The organism is uncultured Azohydromonas sp. (genome assembly GCF_937926365.1).
Taxonomy (GTDB): Bacteria; Pseudomonadota; Gammaproteobacteria; order Burkholderiales; family Burkholderiaceae_C; genus Azohydromonas.
In genome coordinates this window covers 40122-59412 of sequence record NZ_CALAOH010000048.1, presented here as the reverse complement: position 1 = coordinate 59412, position 19291 = coordinate 40122, and the positions used below count along the sequence as shown (strand labels likewise).

At 70.1% G+C, this 19291-nt stretch carries 17 protein-coding genes; 7 read left to right on the top strand and 10 right to left on the bottom strand.

The window, feature by feature from the left end; all coding sequences use genetic code 11:
• Positions 1–4 precede the first annotated feature (4 nt).
• Positions 5–1978, top strand: a complete 1974-nt coding sequence (locus Q0741_RS04575; protein ID WP_298232009.1) for a cache domain-containing protein — start codon at positions 5–7, stop codon at positions 1976–1978.
• Between the two features lie 225 nt (positions 1979–2203).
• Here Q0741_RS04575 and Q0741_RS04570 read toward each other — a convergent pair whose 3' ends face one another.
• From Q0741_RS04570 to Q0741_RS04550, 5 genes are read right to left on the bottom strand one after another with little or no spacing between them, the layout of a single operon-like run.
• The gene (locus Q0741_RS04570; protein WP_298232008.1) at positions 2204–2419 is read right to left on the bottom strand and encodes a hypothetical protein; all 216 of its coding nucleotides are present in this window, start codon (positions 2417–2419) and stop codon (positions 2204–2206) included.
• A 15-nt stretch (positions 2420–2434) separates the two neighbouring features.
• The gene (locus Q0741_RS04565; protein ID WP_298232007.1) at positions 2435–3694 is read right to left on the bottom strand and encodes an aminotransferase class I/II-fold pyridoxal phosphate-dependent enzyme; all 1260 of its coding nucleotides are present in this window, start codon (positions 3692–3694) and stop codon (positions 2435–2437) included.
• 59 nt (positions 3695–3753) lie between these two features.
• A complete protein-coding gene (locus Q0741_RS04560) occupies positions 3754–4998 on the bottom strand; it encodes an MFS transporter (protein WP_298232006.1) in 1245 nt (414 codons plus the stop codon).
• A gap of 11 nt (positions 4999–5009) precedes the next feature.
• Complete coding sequence (locus Q0741_RS04555; protein WP_298232005.1) at positions 5010–5750, bottom strand: TenA family transcriptional regulator; 741 nt, start codon at positions 5748–5750, stop codon at positions 5010–5012.
• 26 nt (positions 5751–5776) lie between these two features.
• Positions 5777–6328, bottom strand: a complete 552-nt coding sequence (locus Q0741_RS04550; protein ID WP_298232004.1) for a GNAT family N-acetyltransferase — start codon at positions 6326–6328, stop codon at positions 5777–5779.
• A 223-nt stretch (positions 6329–6551) separates the two neighbouring features.
• Here Q0741_RS04550 and Q0741_RS04545 point away from each other — a divergent pair, with 223 nt between their 5' ends.
• The 4 genes from Q0741_RS04545 (at position 6552) to Q0741_RS04530 (ending at position 10066) form a co-directional block, all read left to right on the top strand.
• A complete protein-coding gene (locus tag Q0741_RS04545; protein ID WP_298232003.1) occupies positions 6552–7529 on the top strand; it encodes a GlxA family transcriptional regulator in 978 nt (325 codons plus the stop codon).
• Between the two features lie 68 nt (positions 7530–7597).
• Positions 7598–8968, top strand: a complete 1371-nt coding sequence (locus tag Q0741_RS04540; RefSeq protein ID WP_298232002.1) for an amidohydrolase — start codon at positions 7598–7600, stop codon at positions 8966–8968.
• A gap of 59 nt (positions 8969–9027) precedes the next feature.
• Complete coding sequence (locus tag Q0741_RS04535) at positions 9028–9501, top strand: PilZ domain-containing protein (RefSeq protein ID WP_298232001.1); 474 nt, start codon at positions 9028–9030, stop codon at positions 9499–9501.
• 64 nt (positions 9502–9565) lie between these two features.
• The gene (locus tag Q0741_RS04530; RefSeq protein ID WP_298232000.1) at positions 9566–10066 is read left to right on the top strand and encodes a PilZ domain-containing protein; all 501 of its coding nucleotides are present in this window, start codon (positions 9566–9568) and stop codon (positions 10064–10066) included.
• 15 nt (positions 10067–10081) lie between these two features.
• Here Q0741_RS04530 and Q0741_RS04525 read toward each other — a convergent pair whose 3' ends face one another.
• The 5 genes from Q0741_RS04525 to apbC all read right to left on the bottom strand — a co-directional run bounded on the left by Q0741_RS04525 (position 10082) and on the right by apbC (position 15195).
• Positions 10082–10714 carry a molecular chaperone TorD family protein gene (locus Q0741_RS04525; RefSeq protein ID WP_298231999.1) on the bottom strand — a complete coding sequence of 211 codons (633 nt, stop codon included), beginning with the start codon at positions 10712–10714 and terminating at the stop codon, positions 10082–10084.
• A gap of 145 nt (positions 10715–10859) precedes the next feature.
• Positions 10860–12998, bottom strand: coding sequence for a 4Fe-4S binding protein (locus Q0741_RS04520; protein ID WP_298231998.1), 2139 nt, complete (start codon positions 12996–12998; stop codon positions 10860–10862).
• A complete protein-coding gene (locus Q0741_RS04515) occupies positions 12919–13563 on the bottom strand; it encodes a DUF3306 domain-containing protein (RefSeq protein WP_298231997.1) in 645 nt (214 codons plus the stop codon). Before Q0741_RS04515 ends, Q0741_RS04520 begins: the two co-directional genes overlap by 80 nt.
• Before the next feature lie 47 nt (positions 13564–13610).
• Positions 13611–14102 carry a DUF3305 domain-containing protein gene (locus Q0741_RS04510; protein ID WP_298231996.1) on the bottom strand — a complete coding sequence of 164 codons (492 nt, stop codon included), beginning with the start codon at positions 14100–14102 and terminating at the stop codon, positions 13611–13613.
• Position 14103: 1 nt separating this feature from the next.
• Positions 14104–15195, bottom strand: a complete 1092-nt coding sequence (gene apbC / locus Q0741_RS04505) for an iron-sulfur cluster carrier protein ApbC (protein ID WP_298231995.1) — start codon at positions 15193–15195, stop codon at positions 14104–14106.
• A 113-nt stretch (positions 15196–15308) separates the two neighbouring features.
• Here apbC and metG point away from each other — a divergent pair, with 113 nt between their 5' ends.
• Together metG and Q0741_RS04495 are read left to right on the top strand one after the other, a co-directional pair.
• Positions 15309–17408: a methionine--tRNA ligase gene (metG, locus tag Q0741_RS04500; RefSeq protein WP_298231994.1), complete on the top strand. Its 2100-nt coding sequence runs from the start codon at positions 15309–15311 to the stop codon at positions 17406–17408.
• A 147-nt stretch (positions 17409–17555) separates the two neighbouring features.
• Positions 17556–19265 (top strand): SulP family inorganic anion transporter, encoded by a 1710-nt coding sequence (locus Q0741_RS04495; protein ID WP_298231993.1) that lies wholly within the window; start codon positions 17556–17558, stop codon positions 19263–19265.
• Positions 19266–19291: the final 26 nt, after the last annotated feature.

The following is a 19291-nucleotide window of genomic DNA, read 5'->3' as shown; positions in this document are numbered from 1 at the left end:
CCGCATGACTCACCCCCCCTCCATCCGCCGCCAGCTCCTGACCCTGGCGCTGCTGCCCGCGGGCGTGGCGCTGCCGCTGCTGGGGCTGGCGCTGTGGCTGTGGGGCAACCAGGCGCTGGATGCCCTGCTGGTGACCAAGGTGCGCTCGGACCTGGCGGTGGCGCACGGCTACTTCGAGCGCGTGCGCTCCGAGATGAGCGGCAGCGCCACGGCGCTGGCGGAGTCGCAGGCGCTGCATTCGGCCCTGGCGCGCGGCGCCTCGACGGCGGAGCTCGGCGCGCTGCTGCAGCGCTTCAAGGCGCGCGAGAAGCTGGATTTCGTCAACCTGCGCGACGCCGAGGGCCGGCTGCTGGTCACGGACTTCGGCGCGCCGCCGGTGGACAGCCGCGCCGGCTGGTTCGAAGGCCCGGCGCAACGCGCGGCGGTGGAGGTGCTCGCGCCGCAGGACTTCGGGCTGCTCGCGCCCACGCTGCAGTCGCGCGTGGCGGTGCCGCTGCTGCCCACGCGCAACGCCGCGCCCACGGAGCGTACGGCCGAGGAGCGCGCCCTGGTGCTGATGGGCCGCGCGCCGGTGACGGACGAGCGCGGCCGCGTGCGCGCCTACCTGCAAGCCGGGCTGCTGCTCAACCGCAACCTGGACTTCATCGACCACCTCAACGAGATCGTCTATCCCGAGGGCGCCTTGCCTTTCGGCAGCCGCGGCACGGCCACGCTGTTCCTGGACGACCTGCGCGTGACCACCAACGTGCGGCTCTTCGACGGCGACGGCGCGCGCCGCGCCATCGGCACGCGCGTGTCGCGGGAGGTGCGCGAGGCGGTGCTGGGCCGCGGCAGCACCTGGCTGGACCGCGCCTTCGTGGTGGACGACTGGTACGTCTCGGCCTACGCCCCCCTCACCGACGGGCAGGGCCGGCGCGTGGGCATGCTGTACGTGGGCTTCCTGGAGCAGCCCTTCACGCGGCTGAAGGCGGGCGCGCTGCTGGGCATCGGCGTGCTGTTCTTCGCCGTGATGGGCGCGGCGGCCTGGCTGTCGCTGCGCCGCGCGCGCGACCTGTACCGGCCGCTGGGGCGCATGACGCGCACCATGCGCGCGGTGCAGGCCGGCCAGCCGGCGCGCGTGGGGCCGCTGCAGGGCAGCGAGGAATTGGATGCCCTGGGCGCGCACCTGGACGGGCTGCTGGACACCGTGGACGCGCAGACGCGCGCGCTGCGCGAGGCCAATGCCGAGCTGGACGCCAAGGTCGAGGCGCGCACGCGCGAGCTGCAGGCGGCGCAGCGGCAGCTGCTGCGCAGCGAGAAGATGGCCGCCATCGGCCAGCTCACGGCCAGCATCGCGCACGAGGTCAACAACCCCATTGCCGTGCTGCAGGGCAACCTGGACCTGATGCGCGAGTTGCTGGGCGAGCACGTGGACAGCGTGCGCGACGAATTGAAGCTGGCCGACGAGCAGGTCGAGCGCATGCGGCTGATCGTGGCGCAGCTGCTGCAGTTCGCCCGGCCCACCGAGTACGCCGGCTACGTGCAGGCGGTGGAGCCCTCGCAGGCGCTGCAGGACTGCCTGCGCCTGGTGGGCCCGCAGCTCGCGCGCAGCGGGGTGCAGGTACGCAAGGATTTCAGCCACACCCGCACGGCCGCCATCAACCGCCAGGAGCTGCAGCAGGTGCTGGTGAACCTGCTGCTCAACGCGCTGCAGGCCATGGCCCACGGCGGCGTGCTCACGCTTTCGACCCGCGACGAAAGCGACGGCGTGCTGCTGGCCGTGACCGACAGCGGCCCCGGGCTGGCGCCGGAGGTGCTGCAAGACCTGTTCAAGCCCTTCATGACCACCAAGCACGACGGCACGGGTTTGGGGCTGTGGATCAGCCACGGGCTGGTGGAGCGCTACGGCGGAGCGCTGCGGGCGCGCAACCGGGACGACGGGGACAGCGGGGCGGTGTTCGAGCTGTGGCTGCCGGGGGAGGCGATGCCCGGCGCCTGACAGGAAAGGCTGCCCCCGCTTCCCGCTCGCGCCGGCGCCTGCTGGCCGCCACCGCCTTGCAGGCCGCTCCCGGACTGTCGCGCGCGGCCGGCGGCAAGCCCGTCACCCTGGTCGTGAGCTACCCGCCTGGCGGCGGCGCCGACATGATGGCGCGGCTGATCGCGCCGCGCCTGGGCCAGGTGCTGGGCCAGAGACGGCACTGGGCTTTCGCCGGAATGACGACGCTCAATACGCGCAAGCCGCCCGCATCAGCACGCCGTCGTCCGCCCGCAGGCGGCCCAGCGCCAGCGGGTCCACCAGCAGCCCGGCCACGAAGGCCAGCGCCATGGTGAGCAGCCAGGCGCGCGCGTGCCGCGGTGAGCGGCAGCGCCGCGCGGGCAGCAGGAAGGGCAGCGCCAGGCTGGCCGCCAGCATCAGCCTGACCAGGGCTTCGAGCAGCATCGCGCGACCCCGGGCTCAGGACGGCACGTGCAGGCCGTCCTCCTCCTCTTCCATGCAGGCCGCCGCGCCGCGCTCGTACTCGTCGGGCTCGGGCTCGCGCATGGGCACCACGCTCAGCGCCTCGTCGAGGTCGGCCATCAGGTCGGCCGCGTCCTCCAGGCCCACCGACAGCCGCACCAGGTTGTCGCGGATGCCGCTGAGCCGCCGCTCCTCCGCCGTGAGCCGGCAATGCGTGGTGGAGGCCGGGTGCGTGACCATGGAGCGGGTGTCGCCGATGTTGGTGGCGATGGCCACCAGCTTGAGCGCGTCCACGAAGCGCCAGGCGTCCTCCTGCGACTGCCCCACCTCGAAGCTGAACACCGCGCCGTGCCCGCTCTGCTGCTGCAGGATCAGCGGGCGCTGCGGGTGCTCGGCCATGGCGGTGTAGTACACGCGGGCCACGCGGCCGTGCGCGCCGAGCCAGCGCGCGAGCTGCTCGCTGCTGCGGCTGGCGCCGCGCACGCGCAGCTCCAGCGTCTCCAGGCTCTTGAGCAGCATCCACGCGTTGCTGGCGCTCAGGGTGCCGCCCAGCGTGCGCAGCACGCCCCGCAGCTCGGCCATCAGCCGCTCGCTGCCCAGCACGGCGCCGGCAACGCAGCGGCCTTGGCCGTCGATGTACTTGCCCGCCGAGTGCACCACCACGTCGGCGCCCTGCTCCAGCGGGTTCTGGAACACCGGGGTGAGCATGGTGTTGTCCACCGCCACCAGCGCGCCGCAGGCATGCGCCAGCGCCGCGATGGAGCGGATGTTGCCCACCTGCTGCAACGGGTTGGAGGGCGACTCCAGGAACACCAGCCGGGTGTTGGCGTCGATGGCGCGGCGCCAGGCGTCGAGCTTGGTCAGGTCCACCGTGCGCACCTGCACGCCCAGCTTGCCGAAGTAGTTGCGAAAGGCCGTGAGCGTGGTGCCGAACACGTCGCGCGAGACCACCACGTTCTTGCCCGCCTCCAGCCAGGCATGCCCCAGCGCCGCGATGGCCGCCATGCCCGAGGCGAAGGCCACGCCGTCCTGCGCCCCCTCCATGGCGGCCAGGCGCTGCTCGAAGGCGCGCACCGTCGGGTTGGAAAAGCGCGAATAGACGTTGCCCTTGGCGCTGCCGTTGAACTTGCGCGCGGCATCGGCCGCCGACCGGAAGACGTAGGCCGACGTCATGGCGACGGGCTCGCAATGCGCGTCGGACAGATCCTGGTAATGCGCCTCGTGGACGGCCCGGGTGGCCCTGCGGTATGCGTTCATGTCTGACCCCTGCCAGTGGGTGGGAAGTGGTGACGGAAGACGAAAGCCAGGGCCGGCCGCTACTCGGTGCGGGTGCGCGCCAGGACCGGCCGCCCGGCGGCGGCCTCGGCGCGGTCGCGCAGGCCGAGGAAGCTCGCCAGCCCGCCCAGCGCCGTGAGCAGGGCCAGCGCGGCCACGACGCCGTCGTAGTTGCCGCCGCGGTCGTAGCCCCAGGCGCCCAGCTGCACCGACGCGAAGGCGCCGACCTGGTGCATCAGGAACAGCAGTCCGAACACCTGCCCCTTGATGGCCGCGCCGTAGCGCTCGAAGCAGTACATCGACGTGACCACCACGGTGCCGAGGTAGCTGGCACCGAACACCACCGCGAAGCCCACGGTCTGCCACTCGCTGCCGCTAGCCAGCAGCAGCAGCATCGCCACCGAGCGCATCAGATAGAAGCCCGCCAGCAGCGAGTGCTTCTTCCAGTGCATGGCCAGCCAGCCGGTGAACAGGCCGCTGGCGAGCTCCAGCACGCCCAGCAGGCTCAGGCTCAGGCCCATGCGCGCGCGCGGCGCGCCGCCGTCCTGCCAGAAGGCCACCAGGTGCACGTCGATGAAGGCCATGGTCGCGCCGCAACCCAGGAAGCCCAGGCCCAGGACGTAGAAGCCCGGGTCCCGGCACACCTGGCGCCACACGCCGCCCTGGCTGGCGGCGATGGCCGGCGGCTGGGCCAGGCCGGACTGCTGCATCGAGCGCGCGCCGAACCAGGCCAGCAGCGCCACCGGCCCCGCCAGCAGCACGCCCACCGCCGCGAAGGCCTCGGTCCAAGCCAGGCGCGGCTGCAGCGCGATCCACAGTGGCGACAGCACGATGAAGCCGATGGAGGTGCCGTTGGTGACGATGGCGAAGGCGAAGCCCTTGCGCTTGTGCTCGAACAGCCGGTCCACCAGCACGCCCATGGGCACGTAGGTCATGGCCGCCAGCGCGAAGGCCCCGCCGATGCCGTAGGCCAGGATGAACACCGGCAGCGAGTGCGCGAACGCCGTGGTGCCCAGCATCGACACCCCCCCCGCCACCGCACCGAGGACCACCGTGCGCAGCGGACCGATGCGGTCGCTCAGCGCGCCCACCACGGGCGACATCAGCCCCGTGACGAGCATGAACAGCGCGCCCGACCAGGCGAAGTCCGTGCGCCCGCGCCCGAAGTGCTCGGCCAGCGGCACGAAGTACATCTGGTACGCGCCCTTGATCGTGGTGGACAGGAACATCACCACGAAGCCCAGCGTCACCAGGCGGTGGATGAGGTAGCGGTCGTTGCCGGTCATGTCCGCTCCCGTCAGGCCAGGGCGGCCACGGGCTCGCGCACGGCAGCCGAGCCACCGCCGCAGTACTCGCGGAACATGTTCTCGTACATCGCGTAGAACAGCCCGCAGGTGCGGCCCACGGCCTCCAGCGCCTCGCGCTGCATCCGCTCGGTGCCGCAAAGCTCGGACACCAGGTCCAGGCCCTGCTCCACGTGCCCCACGTCCTCCTGCTGGTGCACGGAGAAGAACAGCAGGTCCTCGGCGCGCAGGCCGTAGGCGCGCGCCAGCAGCTCGTGGCGCGGCTCGCCGTCGGAGGTTTCGAGGTTCTGGCCCTCGCTGGCGATCATCACGGCCGCGGCGCCGACGTGGTAGCGCGCCGGGTCGCGCACCGCCGCCAGGCGGTACTCGATGAGCTCGCGCGTGGCCGGCAGCGGCTGCACCGCGTCGCGCTCCTCGTCCGACACACCCAGGGCGCGGATGAAATTCCGCATCAGCGCCTCGTGGTTGTCGGTCTTCGACAACCGCCCGGTCTGCTCCTCCCACAGGTTGTACAGCAGCGCCGTCTTGTACTTGGGCAACGGGCAGTGGAAATACAGGTGGTCGATGTAGCCCAGGAAATACTTGGTCAACTGATAACCCTGCAGCGCCACCTTGCGCAGCAGGTCCAGGTCCGGGTTCAAATCATCGAACAGCAGCTTGAAAATAGGATGCGACAGCGTCAGGTGGCGATGCAGCTCTTCCCGCAGCGCTTCCTTGAAAACCTTCTTGTCCATCATGCTCATACTCCTTGTGGGAACGGTCAGCCTTGCGGAAACACGCGCGCCCGCAGTGCGGCGGTGGTTTGCACCATGAAATGGCCGCGATGACTGACTCCGCCGAAGCGGGCATAGTCCTCCAGCACACCGTAGGTCTGGAAACCATATCGCTGCCACAACCGGTGGGCGCGTGTGCCTTCGCGCACGTCCAGCACCAATTGCTCCACGCCAAGCATCTCGGCACGCTTGACGATTTCCCTGAACGCCAGATCCACCAGCCCCCGGCCACGAAACCGGGGTGCCGCAATACCCTTGCTGATCTCGGCGCGGTGGCGGCAGTTGTGCATGCCCGTGACGCTCAATATCGCCATGAAAGCCGGCTCACCGCCCACGCGCACCAGGAAAACATGGCAATCGCCCGAGGCCAGGCGAAGATTCAGGCTCCGGACATAAGCATCCGCTTCCGCCACGCTCATGGGTGCCGCATAACCCAGCGTCCCCTCGTCAGCCACCGCCTCATCGATCAGGCCGATAATCGCATGGCCGTCGGAAGCAACCAGACCGGATATCCAACCATATTTCACGTCAGAGTCCATCAACGGTCTCGTATAAATTTCGGTTACCGATACTAACAAGGGGATCAAGCACCAAATAGCAAGTATCCAGCCACGGATGACAAAAAAACGGACATTCGAAAACAGGAGCGCACACCACGGGCCTTCCCCATGTAAAAATCCGTTAACCCACCTAGGAAGGCAATAAAGATGACATTCCCATTGAGCCGGCTTGCAGCGGCGGACGCAATGGAGGCAGTGGATGATGAATAGGGCTTTCTTTCTGGTGCTGCCCAACGTGCACATGCTCGACCTGGCCGGCCCGCTGCAAATCATCACGACGTTGGCCGAGCTGGGCATATCCGGCCTCGGAATCCATTGCATCGGCCCGCAAACCGACGTGAAAGCATTCCAGCGGGTGATGCTGGGCCAACTGGCGCCGCTGCCCGAGGAACTTGATGCGGAGGACGTTGTTTTTGTGATCGGCAGCAAGCTCGACACCGAGCTCATGTCCTCGCACGCCTGGTTCGATACGGCCACCTGGCTCAAGAACCAAGTAATGAACCAAAAGGATCCGCCTTGCGTGGCCGGTATCTGCACCGGCACCTTCTTATTGGGCCAGGCTGGTTTGCTGGATGGGCGCCTGTGCACCACACACCACCAGTTCATGCAACAGTTGCGGCGCCTGCATCCGGCGGCGCAGGTGGTGGACAACCGTATCTGCGTGCATGACGGCAAACTCTGGACCTCCGCCGGCGTGGCCTCGGGCATCGACCTGGCGTTGCAATTGATCGCGCAGTCCTTCGGCGACCACGTGGCGATCCAGGTCGCTCGCGAAAACGTGGTGCATTTCCGCCGCTTCAGCAACGACCCGGAACTGGCCGTGAAATTCCGCTACCGCGCCCACGGCAACCAACTCGTCCACACCATGCAGGACGAGATTTCCAACAACTTGTCCCGTGCCTGGACCTGCGAGGCCTTGGCGCGAAAATCCGGCTTCAGCAGCCGCCACCTGGCCCGCATTTTCAAGGCCGAGACGGGCATCACCATGAAGCGCTACCAGATGGAATTGCGCATGGACCTGGCGCGGCGGCTCATCACCGGCTCCACGCTCACGCTGGAGCGCATTGCCGAGCGCTGCGGTTTCAGCAGCATGCAGGCCTTCCGCTCCAACTGGAACAAATGCGAAAGCATGCCGCCCTCGCAATTGCGCCAGGTGAGCCGGCAGCCGGAAATGGAATGAGCCCGGGCCGCCGCAGCCATGCGCGGCGGCGCGCCGGCACGAACAAAAAACGCCTCTCCGCTTTCCCCATGCTGCGATCCCTTTCCCTTGCCCGGCGCGCGCTGCCGGCACTGCTGGCCTGGCTGCTGTGCGGCGCCGCGAGCGCCCAGGACGGCGCCGAGGCCCAGGCGCTGCAGGCGCTCATCGACCAGGTCCAGCCCAAGGCCGTGGCCTGGCGGCGCGACATCCACAGCCAGCCCGAGCTCTCCGGGCAGGAGGCGCGCACCGCGCGCCTGGTGGCGCAGCACCTGCGCGCGCTGGGCCTGGAGGTGCGCACCGGCGTGGGCGGGCACGGCGTGGTCGCGCTGCTCAAGGGCGCCCAGCCCGGGCGCGTGGTGGCGCTGCGCGCCGACATGGACGCGCTGCCCGTGGAGGAGGCCACGGGGCTGCCCTTCGCCTCGCGCGCCAAGGGCCGCCACCAGGGCCAGCTGGTGCCGGTGGCGCACGCCTGCGGCCACGACGGCCACACGGCGCTGCTCATGGGCACGGCCGAGATCCTGAGCCGCATGAAGGAGCGGCTGCGCGGCAGCGTGAAGTTCATCTTCCAGGGCGCCGAGGAAGGCATCCCCGAGGACCAGCCGGCCGCCGGCGCCAGCTGGGGGGCCAAGGCCATGGTCGAGCAGGGCGTGCTCGACAACCCGAAGGTGGATGCGATCTTCGGGCTGCACATCGCGCCCAGCCTGCCCGTGGGCGCCGTGGGCTGGCGCAGCGGGGTGCTGATGGCCGGCGCCGACTCGATGCGCATCAGCGTCAAGGGCACGTCCGCGCATGGCGGCATGCCCTGGAACGGCGTGGACCCGATCCCCGTGGCAGCGCAGATCGTCACCTCGCTGCAGACCATCGTCAGCCGCCAGCTCGACATCACGCGGGAGCCCGCGGTGCTCACGATCGGCTCCATCCACGGCGGCAACCGCGACAACGTCATCCCGGAGTCGGTGGAGATGGCCGGCACGCTGCGCACCTTCGACGAGGACATGCGCGCCGATGCCAAGCGCCGCATCGCGCGCACGGTCGAGGCCATCGCCTCGGCCGCCGGCGCCAAGGCCAGCGTGCAGTTCGGTCCCACCGCCTACGCCGTGACCCACAACCCGCCCCAGCTGGTGGAAAGCGCCCTGCCCTCGCTGCGCCGCGCCACGGGGGGCAAGGTGGTGCCGCTGCCGCGCCTGAGCGCCTCGGAGGACTTCTCCGAGTTCCAGAAGGTGGTGCCGGGCTTCTATTTCATCCTCGGCGCCATGCCCGAAGGCAAGACGGCCGCCACGGCCGCGCCCAACCACTCGGCCGGCTTCGACTTCGACGAGAAGGCCCTGGCCGTGGGCATGCGCGCGCTGGTGACGCTCACGCTCGACCAGCTCGCCCGCGAAGGTGGCGCCCAGGCACGGGGGTTGGAAGCGGTCATGTAACAACTGGTGGCGACTGTGGCCAAACAATGCGGATTACCTCATCCGCTGCTTTGCCTGCCATGCCCGTTCGCCATCAACAGCCCGCCGGTTCCTCGAACACCGCGCTGCGCCGGCACGTGCGCGAGCGCTTCGCCACCACCGTGCAGCTCACGCTGTCCGACCAGCGCGTCCTGCGGGGACGGACCCTGGACATCAGCCTGGGCGGCATGCAGCTGGTGCTGCCGGAGAGCCTGCCGCTGCACGGCGAGTGCGCGCTGTCGCTCACCATCCCGGCCATTCCCATGGGCGCCAAGGTGATCACGGCCCGGGCGCAGGTGACCAGCATCGTGTGCAGCGGCCGCGTGCACGGCTTCCTGGCCGGCCTGCGCTTCACCACCTTTCCCTCCGCCTCGCGTGCCGCCCTGCTGCGCTACCTGCAGGCACGCGACATCCACCGCCACCCCCAGCCCGGCCGCCCGCGCAACCGCGCCGACGACGCCGGCCACGGTCACGACGGCCTGGCCGCGTCCGACCCGCTGATCCGCAAGCACTGAACCGGCCTCCAGTGCGGCACCGTTCACGGCCAGCGGAGCGCATGACAGGCACGCGGAAGCAACAATGCGTGCAGGCGCGCGAGGGTCGAGTGTCAGGAACGGTTTTGAGATGAATGGCTTTATCAGCAACAAGGACCACAAGGCGCCCTTGCGCGAGTTCCGCGAGCATGCGCGCGGGCGCCTCGTCTGCACCGTGCACGTGATGCTTCCGGGCCGCCGCATCGTCGAAGCCCGCGCGGTGGACATCAGCGTCGGCGGCTTGCGGCTGCTGGTGCCGGCCAACCTGCCGTTGCAGTCGGTGTGCAACATCCGGCTCGGCCTGCCCGGTGGCCCGGACGGGGCCTACACCGTCATGGCACGGGCCCAGGTCATGAACATCATGTTCAGCGGCAAGGAGAACGGCTTCATGGTGGGCATGCGCTTCACCTCCATCTCCCCCACCGCGACGGAGGCCATTGAGCAGTACCTGCGGGAAAGGCCCCGGTACGGCCGACATACCGGCGCCCCCGTACACCGCCCGCAACCCGGCCACCGCGTCGAAGAAGCGGCCGACTGCGCCTGCTGAACCCCTGCCCCGGCCCTACTCGATCAAGTCGAAGGCCTGGGTCTCGACCTGCATGAAGGCGGCGGTGAAACCCGCCAGCGCGGCGTAGAGCCTGGCCCGCGGCTGCGCCTGCACCGCCTCACAGAGCTTCTCCACCCAGGGCTGCACGTGGGCGCGGAAGAAGCGGCGCTGCTGCTCCAGGTTGCACAGCGCCACGTCGTCGCCGGCGATGAGGAAGCGCATCACCTCGAACACGCAGGCCACGTGGTCCTCGGTCTCGCCGCGCGAGGGATCGCGCTCCAGGCCCAGGCGCGCGAGGTCGTCGCGCAGCGCCACCAGCGGGCGTTCGTTGAGGAAGCCCGCCAGGTAGTACGAGCCGTAGAGGAAGACCTCCGGCTTGCCGATGCCCTCGAACAGCGCCACGTACTCCTCACGCGCCGCCGCCACGCTGCTGGCGCGCATGGCGCCCACCAGCGCCTGCCACGGCGCCTCCAGGAAGCCGCCCGGCTGCGGCGCCTCGGTCACCGCGACCGCGAACTGCCTGAACAGCTCCTCGTCCGGCGGCGCCCACCACAGCCGCGCCAGCACGCCGTAGGTCTCGGCCCGCGCCAGTTCCTCGGCGTCGTCCATGGTGGACAGGCTCAGGGCCTGAAGGTTTTGTTCGCTCATTCGACTTGTGGCTCGCAGCTGAAACATGTCCTCGTCATGCCCGCGCAGGCGGGCATCCACGCTGGCCGGAATGCCGCCCGGAGCGCGTGGACACCCGCCTGTGCGGGTGTGACGGGGGTTTTTTAGCCATTGGCAGGAATGGGAATCACAGGTCCGTGATCCGCGCTTCGTTGGGGTTGGAATAGATGTCGATGACGCGGCAGTCGCCGCACATCTTCAGCCGCTGCAGCGCCTCGCCCTGGAACATCGGGTGCCCCGCCAGGCGGCCGAGCATGGCCTCCACCGCCTGCAGCGTGCCGAAGGGTTTGCCACAGCGGATGCAGGCGTAGGGCTGCGCCTCGTTGAGCACGCGGGCCTGCTTGCGGGCCTTGCCTTCCTCCGCCAGCCACAGCCGCGGCTGCAGCGCGATGGCGTCCTCGGGACAGGTGCTCGCGCACAGGCCGCACTGCACGCAGTTCTTCTCGATGAAGCGCAGCTGCGGCTTGTCGGGGTTGTCGGCCAGCGCGGCCGAAGGGCAGGCGCCCACGCAGCTCAGGCACAGCGTGCAGCGGCCCGTATCCACGCTGATGCCGCCCAGCGGGCTGGCCGCGGGCAACGCCACGCTCTCCGGCAGCGCCCGCGGCGCCTGCGCCAGCAGGTGCTCCAGCGCCAGCTCCAGCGTGGCGCGTTTTTCACTCTGCACCGCGTAGGCCGCGGGCAGGCGCACCGTCGTCGCCGGCACCGCCGTACACAGCGTGGCGTCCAGCGCGGCCAGGTCGCGCGCGTCGCGGGCCTCGACCAGTTGCACGTGCACGCCGGCGTAGCCCAGCCCGGCCAGCAGCGCGTTGGCCACCTCGGCCTGCTCCGCCAGCGCGGCGCGGTACTCGGGCGCCTCCTCCTCGGTCAGCAGGATGAACACCTGCGAGGCGCCCTGCGCCTTGGCCGTGAGCCACAGCTCCAGGCCGACGCTGGCGGTGTGCCAGAGCGCCACCGGCAGCACGCGCGCGGGCAGGCCGTCAATGGACGCGTCGGTGCGCGCCGCGCGGCCCAGCTCCATCAGCAGCCGCGATCCGGCCCCCTCGCTGTGCAGCAGCAGCGCGGCGTCGCGCCCGCCGGCGCGGGCGTAGGTGGTGAGCAGCGCGCGCAGCCGCCGCCCCGTGGCGGGCGCGTCCGGGTAGGCGTAGGCCAGCGCGCCGGTGGGGCACACGGTGGTGCAGGCGCCGCAGCCCACGCACAGGTGCGGCTCGACGCGGACGCCGCCCGTGGTGGAGGCCTCGCTGGCGATGGCGCGCGCGGAGCAGATCTGCACGCAGGCGTCGCAGCCCACGCGCTCGTTGCGGCTGTGGGCGCAGATCTTCTGCTTGTACTGAAAGAACTTCGGCTTCTCGAACTCGCCGGTGAGCTCGCGCAGCTTCAGCACCGCGTCGAACAGCTTCCCGGCATCGGCGCCGACGTGGAAGTAGCCCTGGGGCTTGGCGTGCTGGACGAAGGCCGGCGCGGGACGCAGGTCCAGGACCAGGTCGAAGGTCTCCGACAGCCGCTCCGGCTCGCGCTGGAAGTCGATGGCGCCGGCCACGGCGCAGGCCTTGACGCAGGCGCGGTGCGCGGCGCAGCGCGAGAGGTCCACCTGGTAGTCGAAGCCGATGGCGCCCTCGGGGCAGGCTTCCACGCAGGCGTTGCAGCGGGTGCACAGGTCCAGGTCGATCGGGTTGCCGCTCTCCCAGCGCACCTCGAAGGCGCCGAGCCAGCCGCTCAGGCCGGTGACGCGCCCGGCGTGCACCGCGCGCTCGCGCACCTGCGGCAGCGCGCTGCCCGCCTCGCTCAGCAGCAGGCTCACGTCGAGCTTGTCGGAAAGCATGGCCGCGGCGCGCTCGGCCGCTTCGGCGGCGCCGATCACCAGCAGCCGCCCGGCCGAGCGGTAGCTCACCGTGGGCACCGGGTCCGGATCGGGCAGCTGCGCGGCGGCGATGAGCGCGGCGAGCTTGGGCGTGGCGCCGCGCGCGTCCCGTGACCAGCCGCCGCTCTCGCGCAGGTTGACGAAGCGGATGGGCTGCTCCTCGGCCGGCAGCGCCCCTTCGGTCTGCGCGTTGAGCTCCAGGAACAGGCGCTTCTCCTGCGTACAGCCCACCAGGAGCTGCTCGCCGGCGGCGGCCGCCGCCTTGGCCGCGCGCTGGAACTGCACCGCCTCGTGGCGGCACAGCAGGTTGTGGACGGTCTGCAGCCCTTCAGCCTGCGGCAGGGCCTTCGCCAGCGCCGGGCCGTCCAGGGGCATGGTGCGGTTGCAGTTGCAGATCAGCGTCTTCATGGGATGCGGTAGCGGTATTCGTCAGGGGCGGCGGGTCCGCCGGGTCGTCCGGCAGGGCGGGCGCGTCGGCCGCCGGCGGCATCGGGCCGGCAGCGGCGGTCGCGGCGCCTTCGGGCGTGCCGGCTTCGGTGTCTTGGTGCTTGTCCTCCTCGTCGTCGAAGAGGCCCAGCAGCTTGGACTGCGCGAGCTGGCGCAGCATGGCCGGCGGGATCGGATCGGGCTTGCCGTAGTCGTCGATGTAGATGTCGAGCCCGTCCATCACGTTGAAGTGCGGGTCGGTGAAGAGTTTCTTCAGCGCGGCGTTCTTCACCTCCGGCGCGACGTCGGGGGCGACGAAGCGGGAGTAGTCGGAATCGCGGCCGAGCCTGGCGACGTCTTCCAGCGTGGGCGGGGGCTCGGCCGGCTGCGGCGGCGCCTCGGCCAAGGGCTGCGCCGGCGCGGCGGCCAGGGGCGGCGCGGCTTCGGGCGCCCTGGGCTTTTCAGGCGGCGGCTCAGGCGGCTGCTCGCCGCGCGCGACCTGCGTTTTGCGCCGCGACCAGCGCGAGAAGAAGCCGTCTTCGGCCATGCTGAAACTCCTGATGGTCCGAGGGGGCGGAGGGCGCTCGGGGAGCCTCAGCCGCCGCGCCCGCGCTCCTCGGGACGCTGGAACGAGGCCGGGCGCTGGCGCTTCTTGGGCTCGGGCCGGTAGTGCTCGTCCACGTAGGCCTGCAGCCAGTCGCGCACTTGCGGGTGCAGCGGCACGTTGTCCACGCGCTCCTGCGCATCGAGCCAGCGGCCGGCCTCGTTGTAGGACAGGCTCACGATCTCGGGGCGCGCGCGCGACGGGTCCTCGTCATCCACGCGCCACATCACGAACCACACCGGCGTGCCGGCGCTGAGGTTGAGGTAGTAACCCTCGGCCTCGTCCCTGAACAGCTCCAGCTCGAAGCCGGGGAAGAGGAAGCTCGCGGTCTTGCCGTCGTCGCGCAGCAGCCGCGCCTCGGTGCCGAAAGCGCCCTCGTCGGGCAGCACCTCGGCGATGCGGTGGCGCCAGTCCTCCCAGCGGTTGGGCTGGTGTTCGCGCTCCATCAGGACCGCGACCCGGACCGACGGCCGCTGCGACATCTCAGGTGCCCTTGGAGATGGTGATGGTGGGGAACTTGCTGCTGAAGTCCTTGGCCTTGGCGGCGATCTTCACCGCCACCTGGCGCGCCACGGCCTTGTAGATGCCGGCGATCTCGCCATCGGGGTCGTTGACCACGGTGGGGCGGCCGCTGTCGGCCTGCTCGCGGATGCCCATGGACAGCGGCAGCGCGCCCAGGTAGTCCACGCCGTACTCGGCCGCCATCTTCTTGCCGCCCTCGGCGCCGAAGATGTGCTCCGCGTGGCCGCAGTTGGAGCACACGTGCACGGCCATGTTCTCCACCACGCCCAGGATGGGCACGCCCACCTTCTCGAACATCTTCAGGCCCTTGCGCGCGTCCAGCAGCGCGATGTCCTGCGGCGTGGTCACGATCACGGCGCCGGTGAGCGGCACCTTCTGCGAGAGCGTGAGCTGGATGTCGCCGGTGCCCGGGGGCATGTCGACGATGAGGTAGTCGAGCTGGTCCCAGTTGGTCTGCCGCAGCAGCTGCTCCAGCGCCTGGGTGGCCATGGGGCCGCGCCAGATCATGGGGTTGTCGGCCTCGATCAGGAAGCCGATGGACATGACCTGCACGCCGTAGTTCTCCAGCGGCTCCATGGTCTGGCCATCGGCGCTCTCGGGGCGGCCCTCGATGCCCATCATCATGGGCTGGCTGGGGCCGTAGATGTCGGCGTCCAGGATGCCCACGCGCGCGCCCTCGGCGGCCAGTGCCAGCGCCAGGTTCACGGTGGTGGTGCTCTTGCCCACGCCGCCCTTGCCCGAGGCCACGGCGACGATGTTCTTCACCTTGGGCAGTAGCTGCACGCCGCGCTGCACCGCGTGCGCCGTGATCTCCACGCCCAGGTTGGCGCTGACGTTGCCCACGCCGGGCACCGTGCGCGCGGCATTGATGAGCGCGCGGCGCAGCACCGGGATCTGGCTCTTGGCCGGGTAGCCCAGCACCACGTCGAAGCTGACCTCGTCGCCGTCGATGCGCAGGTTCTTGAGCTGGCGGGTGGAGACGAAATCGCGCCCGGTGTTGGGATCGACGACGGTCTTGAGCGCGTCCAGCAGCGCGGCTTCGGTGGCGGCCATAAGGGGGTGACAACAGGGGGGTTCTTGAGAGGGAAAGCAGTCTAGCCCAGGGGGGCCGACCTTGACGTGCGGCCTAGAATCTGGGTTTGCCCCGCGCGCCCAAGAGACCCTTGATGACACGCCAGCTTTTCGTCACCACCGCCCTGCCCTACGCCAATGGCGCGTTCCACATCGGCCACATCATGGAATACATCCAGGCCGACATCTGGGTGCGCTTCCAGCGCATGCGCGGCAACACGGTGCACTTCGTCGGCGCCGACGATGCGCACGGCGCGCCGATCATGATCGCCGCCGAGAAGGTCGGGAAAACCCCGCAACAGTTCGTGGCCGAGATCGCCGCCGGGCGCAAGCAGTACCTGGACGGCTTCCACATCGCCTTCGACCACTGGCACTCCACCGACGCGCCGGAGAACCACCAGCTCGCACAGGACATCTACCGCGCGCTGCGCCGCGAGGGCCTGATCGCCGTGCGCAACATCGAGCAGTTCTTCGACCCCGTGAAGTCGATGTTCCTGCCCGACCGCTACATCAAGGGCGAGTGCCCGCGCTGCAGCGCCAAGGACCAGTACGGCGACTCCTGCGAGGTCTGCGGCGCGGTGTACGCGCCCACCGAGCTCAAGAACCCGTACTCCACGCTCACCGGCGCCACGCCGGTGATGAAGAGCTCCGAGCACCACTTCTTCCAGCTCTCCTCGCCGCGCTGCCTGGAGTTCCTGCAGCGCTGGACCCAGGAGCCCGGACGGCTGCAGCCCGAGGTGCTCAACAAGATCAAGGAGTGGTTCGCCGCCGACGACGAGGGCCACGTGGGCCTGTCGGATTGGGACATCTCCCGCGACGCGCCCTACTTCGGCATCGAGATTCCCGACGCCCCGGGCAAGTATTTCTATGTCTGGCTGGACGCGCCCGTGGGCTACCTGGCCTCGCTCAAGGCCTGGTTCGACCGGGGCGGCCCGCGCCAGCGCGACGGCGAGACCCGCAGCTTCGAGCAGTTCATGGCCGATCCGGCAGTGGAGCAGTACCACTTCATCGGCAAGGACATCACGTACTTCCACACGCTGTTCTGGCCGGCGATGCTGCATTTCAGCGGCCGCAAGGAGCCCAGCAACGTGTTCGTGCACGGCTTCATCACCGTCAGCGGCGAGAAGATGAGCAAGTCGCGCGGCACCGGCATCAGCCCGCTGAAGTACCTGGAGATCGGCATGAACGCCGAGTGGCTGCGCTACTACATCGCCGCCAAGCTCAACGCCAAGGTCGAGGACGTGGACTTCAACCCCGAGGACTTCGTCGCGCGGGTGAACTCGGACCTGGTGGGCAAGTACGTCAACATCGCCAGCCGCGCCGCAGGCTTCATCGCCAAGCGCTTCGAGGGCCACCTCAGCGCCGACCTGGGCGTGGAAGGCCGCGCGCTGCTGGACGGGCTGCGCGCGGCCCGCGAGGACATCGAGCGCCTGTACGAGGAGCGCGAGTTCGGCAAGGCGGTGCGCGAGGTCATGGCGCTGGCCGACCGCGTCAACGCCTACGTGGACCAGCACAAGCCCTGGGAGCTGGCCAAGAAGCCGGAGCTCTCCGCGGCGCTGCATGACGTGTGCAGCACCTGCATCGAAGCTTTCAGGTTGCTCACCATCTACCTCAAGCCCGTGCTGCCCTCCGTGGCGGCGCAGGTGGAGGACTTCCTGCAGGTGAGCCCGCTGAGCTTCGCCGACGCCGCACGGGCCCTGGGCGCGCACCGCATCGGCACTTACAAACACCTGATGCAGCGGGTGGACCCGAAGCTGCTGGACGCGCTGTTCGAGCCGAGCGCGCCGGCGGCGGCTGCCGCGGCCCCGGCCGCCCCGGAGGCACCCGCGCTGCCCGGCGGCGAGGACATCGCGCCCACCATCGGCATCGAGGACTTCGCCAAGATCGACCTGCGCATCGCCCGCATCGTGGAAGCGCGCAAGGTCGAGGGCAGCAACAAGCTGCTGCAGCTCACGCTGGACGTGGGCGAGGGCCGCACGCGCAACGTCTTCAGCGGCATCCAGTCCGCCTACACGCCCGAGCAGCTCGTGGGCAAGCTCACCGTGATGGTGGCCAACCTGGCGCCGCGAAAAATGAAGTTCGGCGTGAGCGAAGGCATGGTGCTGGCGGCCAGCCATGCCGACGAGAAGGCGCAGCCCGGCATCCACATCCTCGAACCCTGGCCGGGCGCGCAGCCCGGCATGCGGGTGCGCTGACATGGCGCGGTGGCCGGCGCCGCAGCGGCTCAGCCTGGTGGCTGGGCCCTCGCGCCGGCGCCGCTTTATCGCCCTGCGGCACCACTGCGGACCTCCGGCGGCGCGAGCCATGACGCGCGTTCGCCATCGCTGTATTCCGGAGGTCCCATGCTCGCTCTGCACCGTTTCCAGCCGCGCCTCGTCCAGGCGATGCGCGGCTATTCCCGCGGCCAGTTCATCGCCGACCTGGGCGCCGGCCTGACGGTCGGCATCGTCGCCCTGCCGCTGGCCATGGCCTTCGCCATCGCCAGCGGGCTCAAGCCCGAACAGGGCATCTTCACCGCCGTCATCGCCGGCTTCCTGATCTCGGCGCTGGGCGGCTCCAACGTCCAGATCGGTGGCCCGGCCGGCGCCTTCATCGTCATCGTCTACGGCATCCAGGCGCAGTACGGGCTGGCGAACCTGATCATCGCCACCATGCTCGCCGGCGTGCTGCTGTTCGCGCTGGGGCTGCTGCGGCTGGGGGCGCTGGTGCGCTACATCCCGGTGGGAGTGGTGATCGGCTTCACCAACGGCATCGCGGTGCTCATCGGCCTGTCGCAGCTGAAGGATTTATTGGGCCTGAGCATCGAGAAGATGCCCGCCGACTTCTTCGCGCAGATCGCGGCGCTGTGGGCGCACCTGCACACCGTCAACATCGCGGCGCTGGCCCTGGGGCTGGGCAGCCTGGCGCTGGTGGTGGTGTGGCCCAAGTCCTACCGCATGCCCAGCCCGCCCCACAACCTGCTGGAGAAGGTGAAGCGCCATGCCGCGCAGGTGCCGGGCACCGTCATAGCGCTGGTGCTGGCGACGCTCGTGGCGCGCATCCTGGGGCTGGAGGTCGAGACCATCGGCTCGCGCTTCGGCGGCATTCCACAGTCGCTGCCGAGCTTCGAGCTGCCGAGCTTCGACTGGGTCGGCGTGAAGCAGCTGCTCATGCCCACGCTGACCATCGCGCTGCTGGGCGCCATCGAGTCGCTGCTGTGCGCGCGCGTGGCCGACAACATGAGCGACCTGCCGCGCCACGACCCGAACCAGGAGCTGATGGCGCAAGGGGTGGCGAACTTCGTCGCGCCGCTGTTCGGCGGCATGCCCGCCACCGGCACCATCGCCCGCACCTCGACCAACGTGCGCTCGGGCGCGCGCACGCCGGTGGCGGGCATGGTGCACGCGTTCACGCTGCTGGCCATCGTGCTGGTGGCCGCTCCGCTGGCGGTGCACGTGCCGCTGGCGGCGCTGGCGGGGATCCTGCTGTTCGTGGCCTGGAACATGGGCGAGTGGCACGAGTTCGCGCGGCTGCGCCAGTTCAAGCTGCCCTATCGCGCGGTGATGCTGGGCAGCTTCGTGCTCACGGTGGTGTTCGACCTGACGGTGGCGGTGGAGGCCGGGCTGCTGATGGCCTGCGGTTTCTTCATCCTGCGCATGAGCAACCTGTTCCGCATCGAGCCGCTGGCGCTGCCGGAACCTCTGCCGGGCGTGCAGGTGATGCAGGCCTACGGCGCGCTGTTCTTCGGCGCCGTGGGCAAGCTGGAGGCGCTGCCCGAGCAGATCGCGCCGGGTACGCGGGTGCTGGTGCTGGAGATGCACCGCCTGGTGTCGCTGGACAGCACCGGCGTGGACAGCCTGACGCAGCTCGCGCGCGCGCTGCGCCGCCGCAGCATCGCACTGGTGCTGGCCGACCCCAACGAGCAGCCGCTGTCGCTGCTCAAGCGCGCGGGGCTGGAGGAGATCCTGGGGGCGGAGTGCATCGTGGCGACGCTGGGCGAGGCACTGGGGCTGGCGCGGCGGACCGTGGAAGGCCGCCCCACTCCCGGACGCACCGCGATGGCCGAGGCGTAGGCGGACCCGGGCTGGATCAGCCCGTC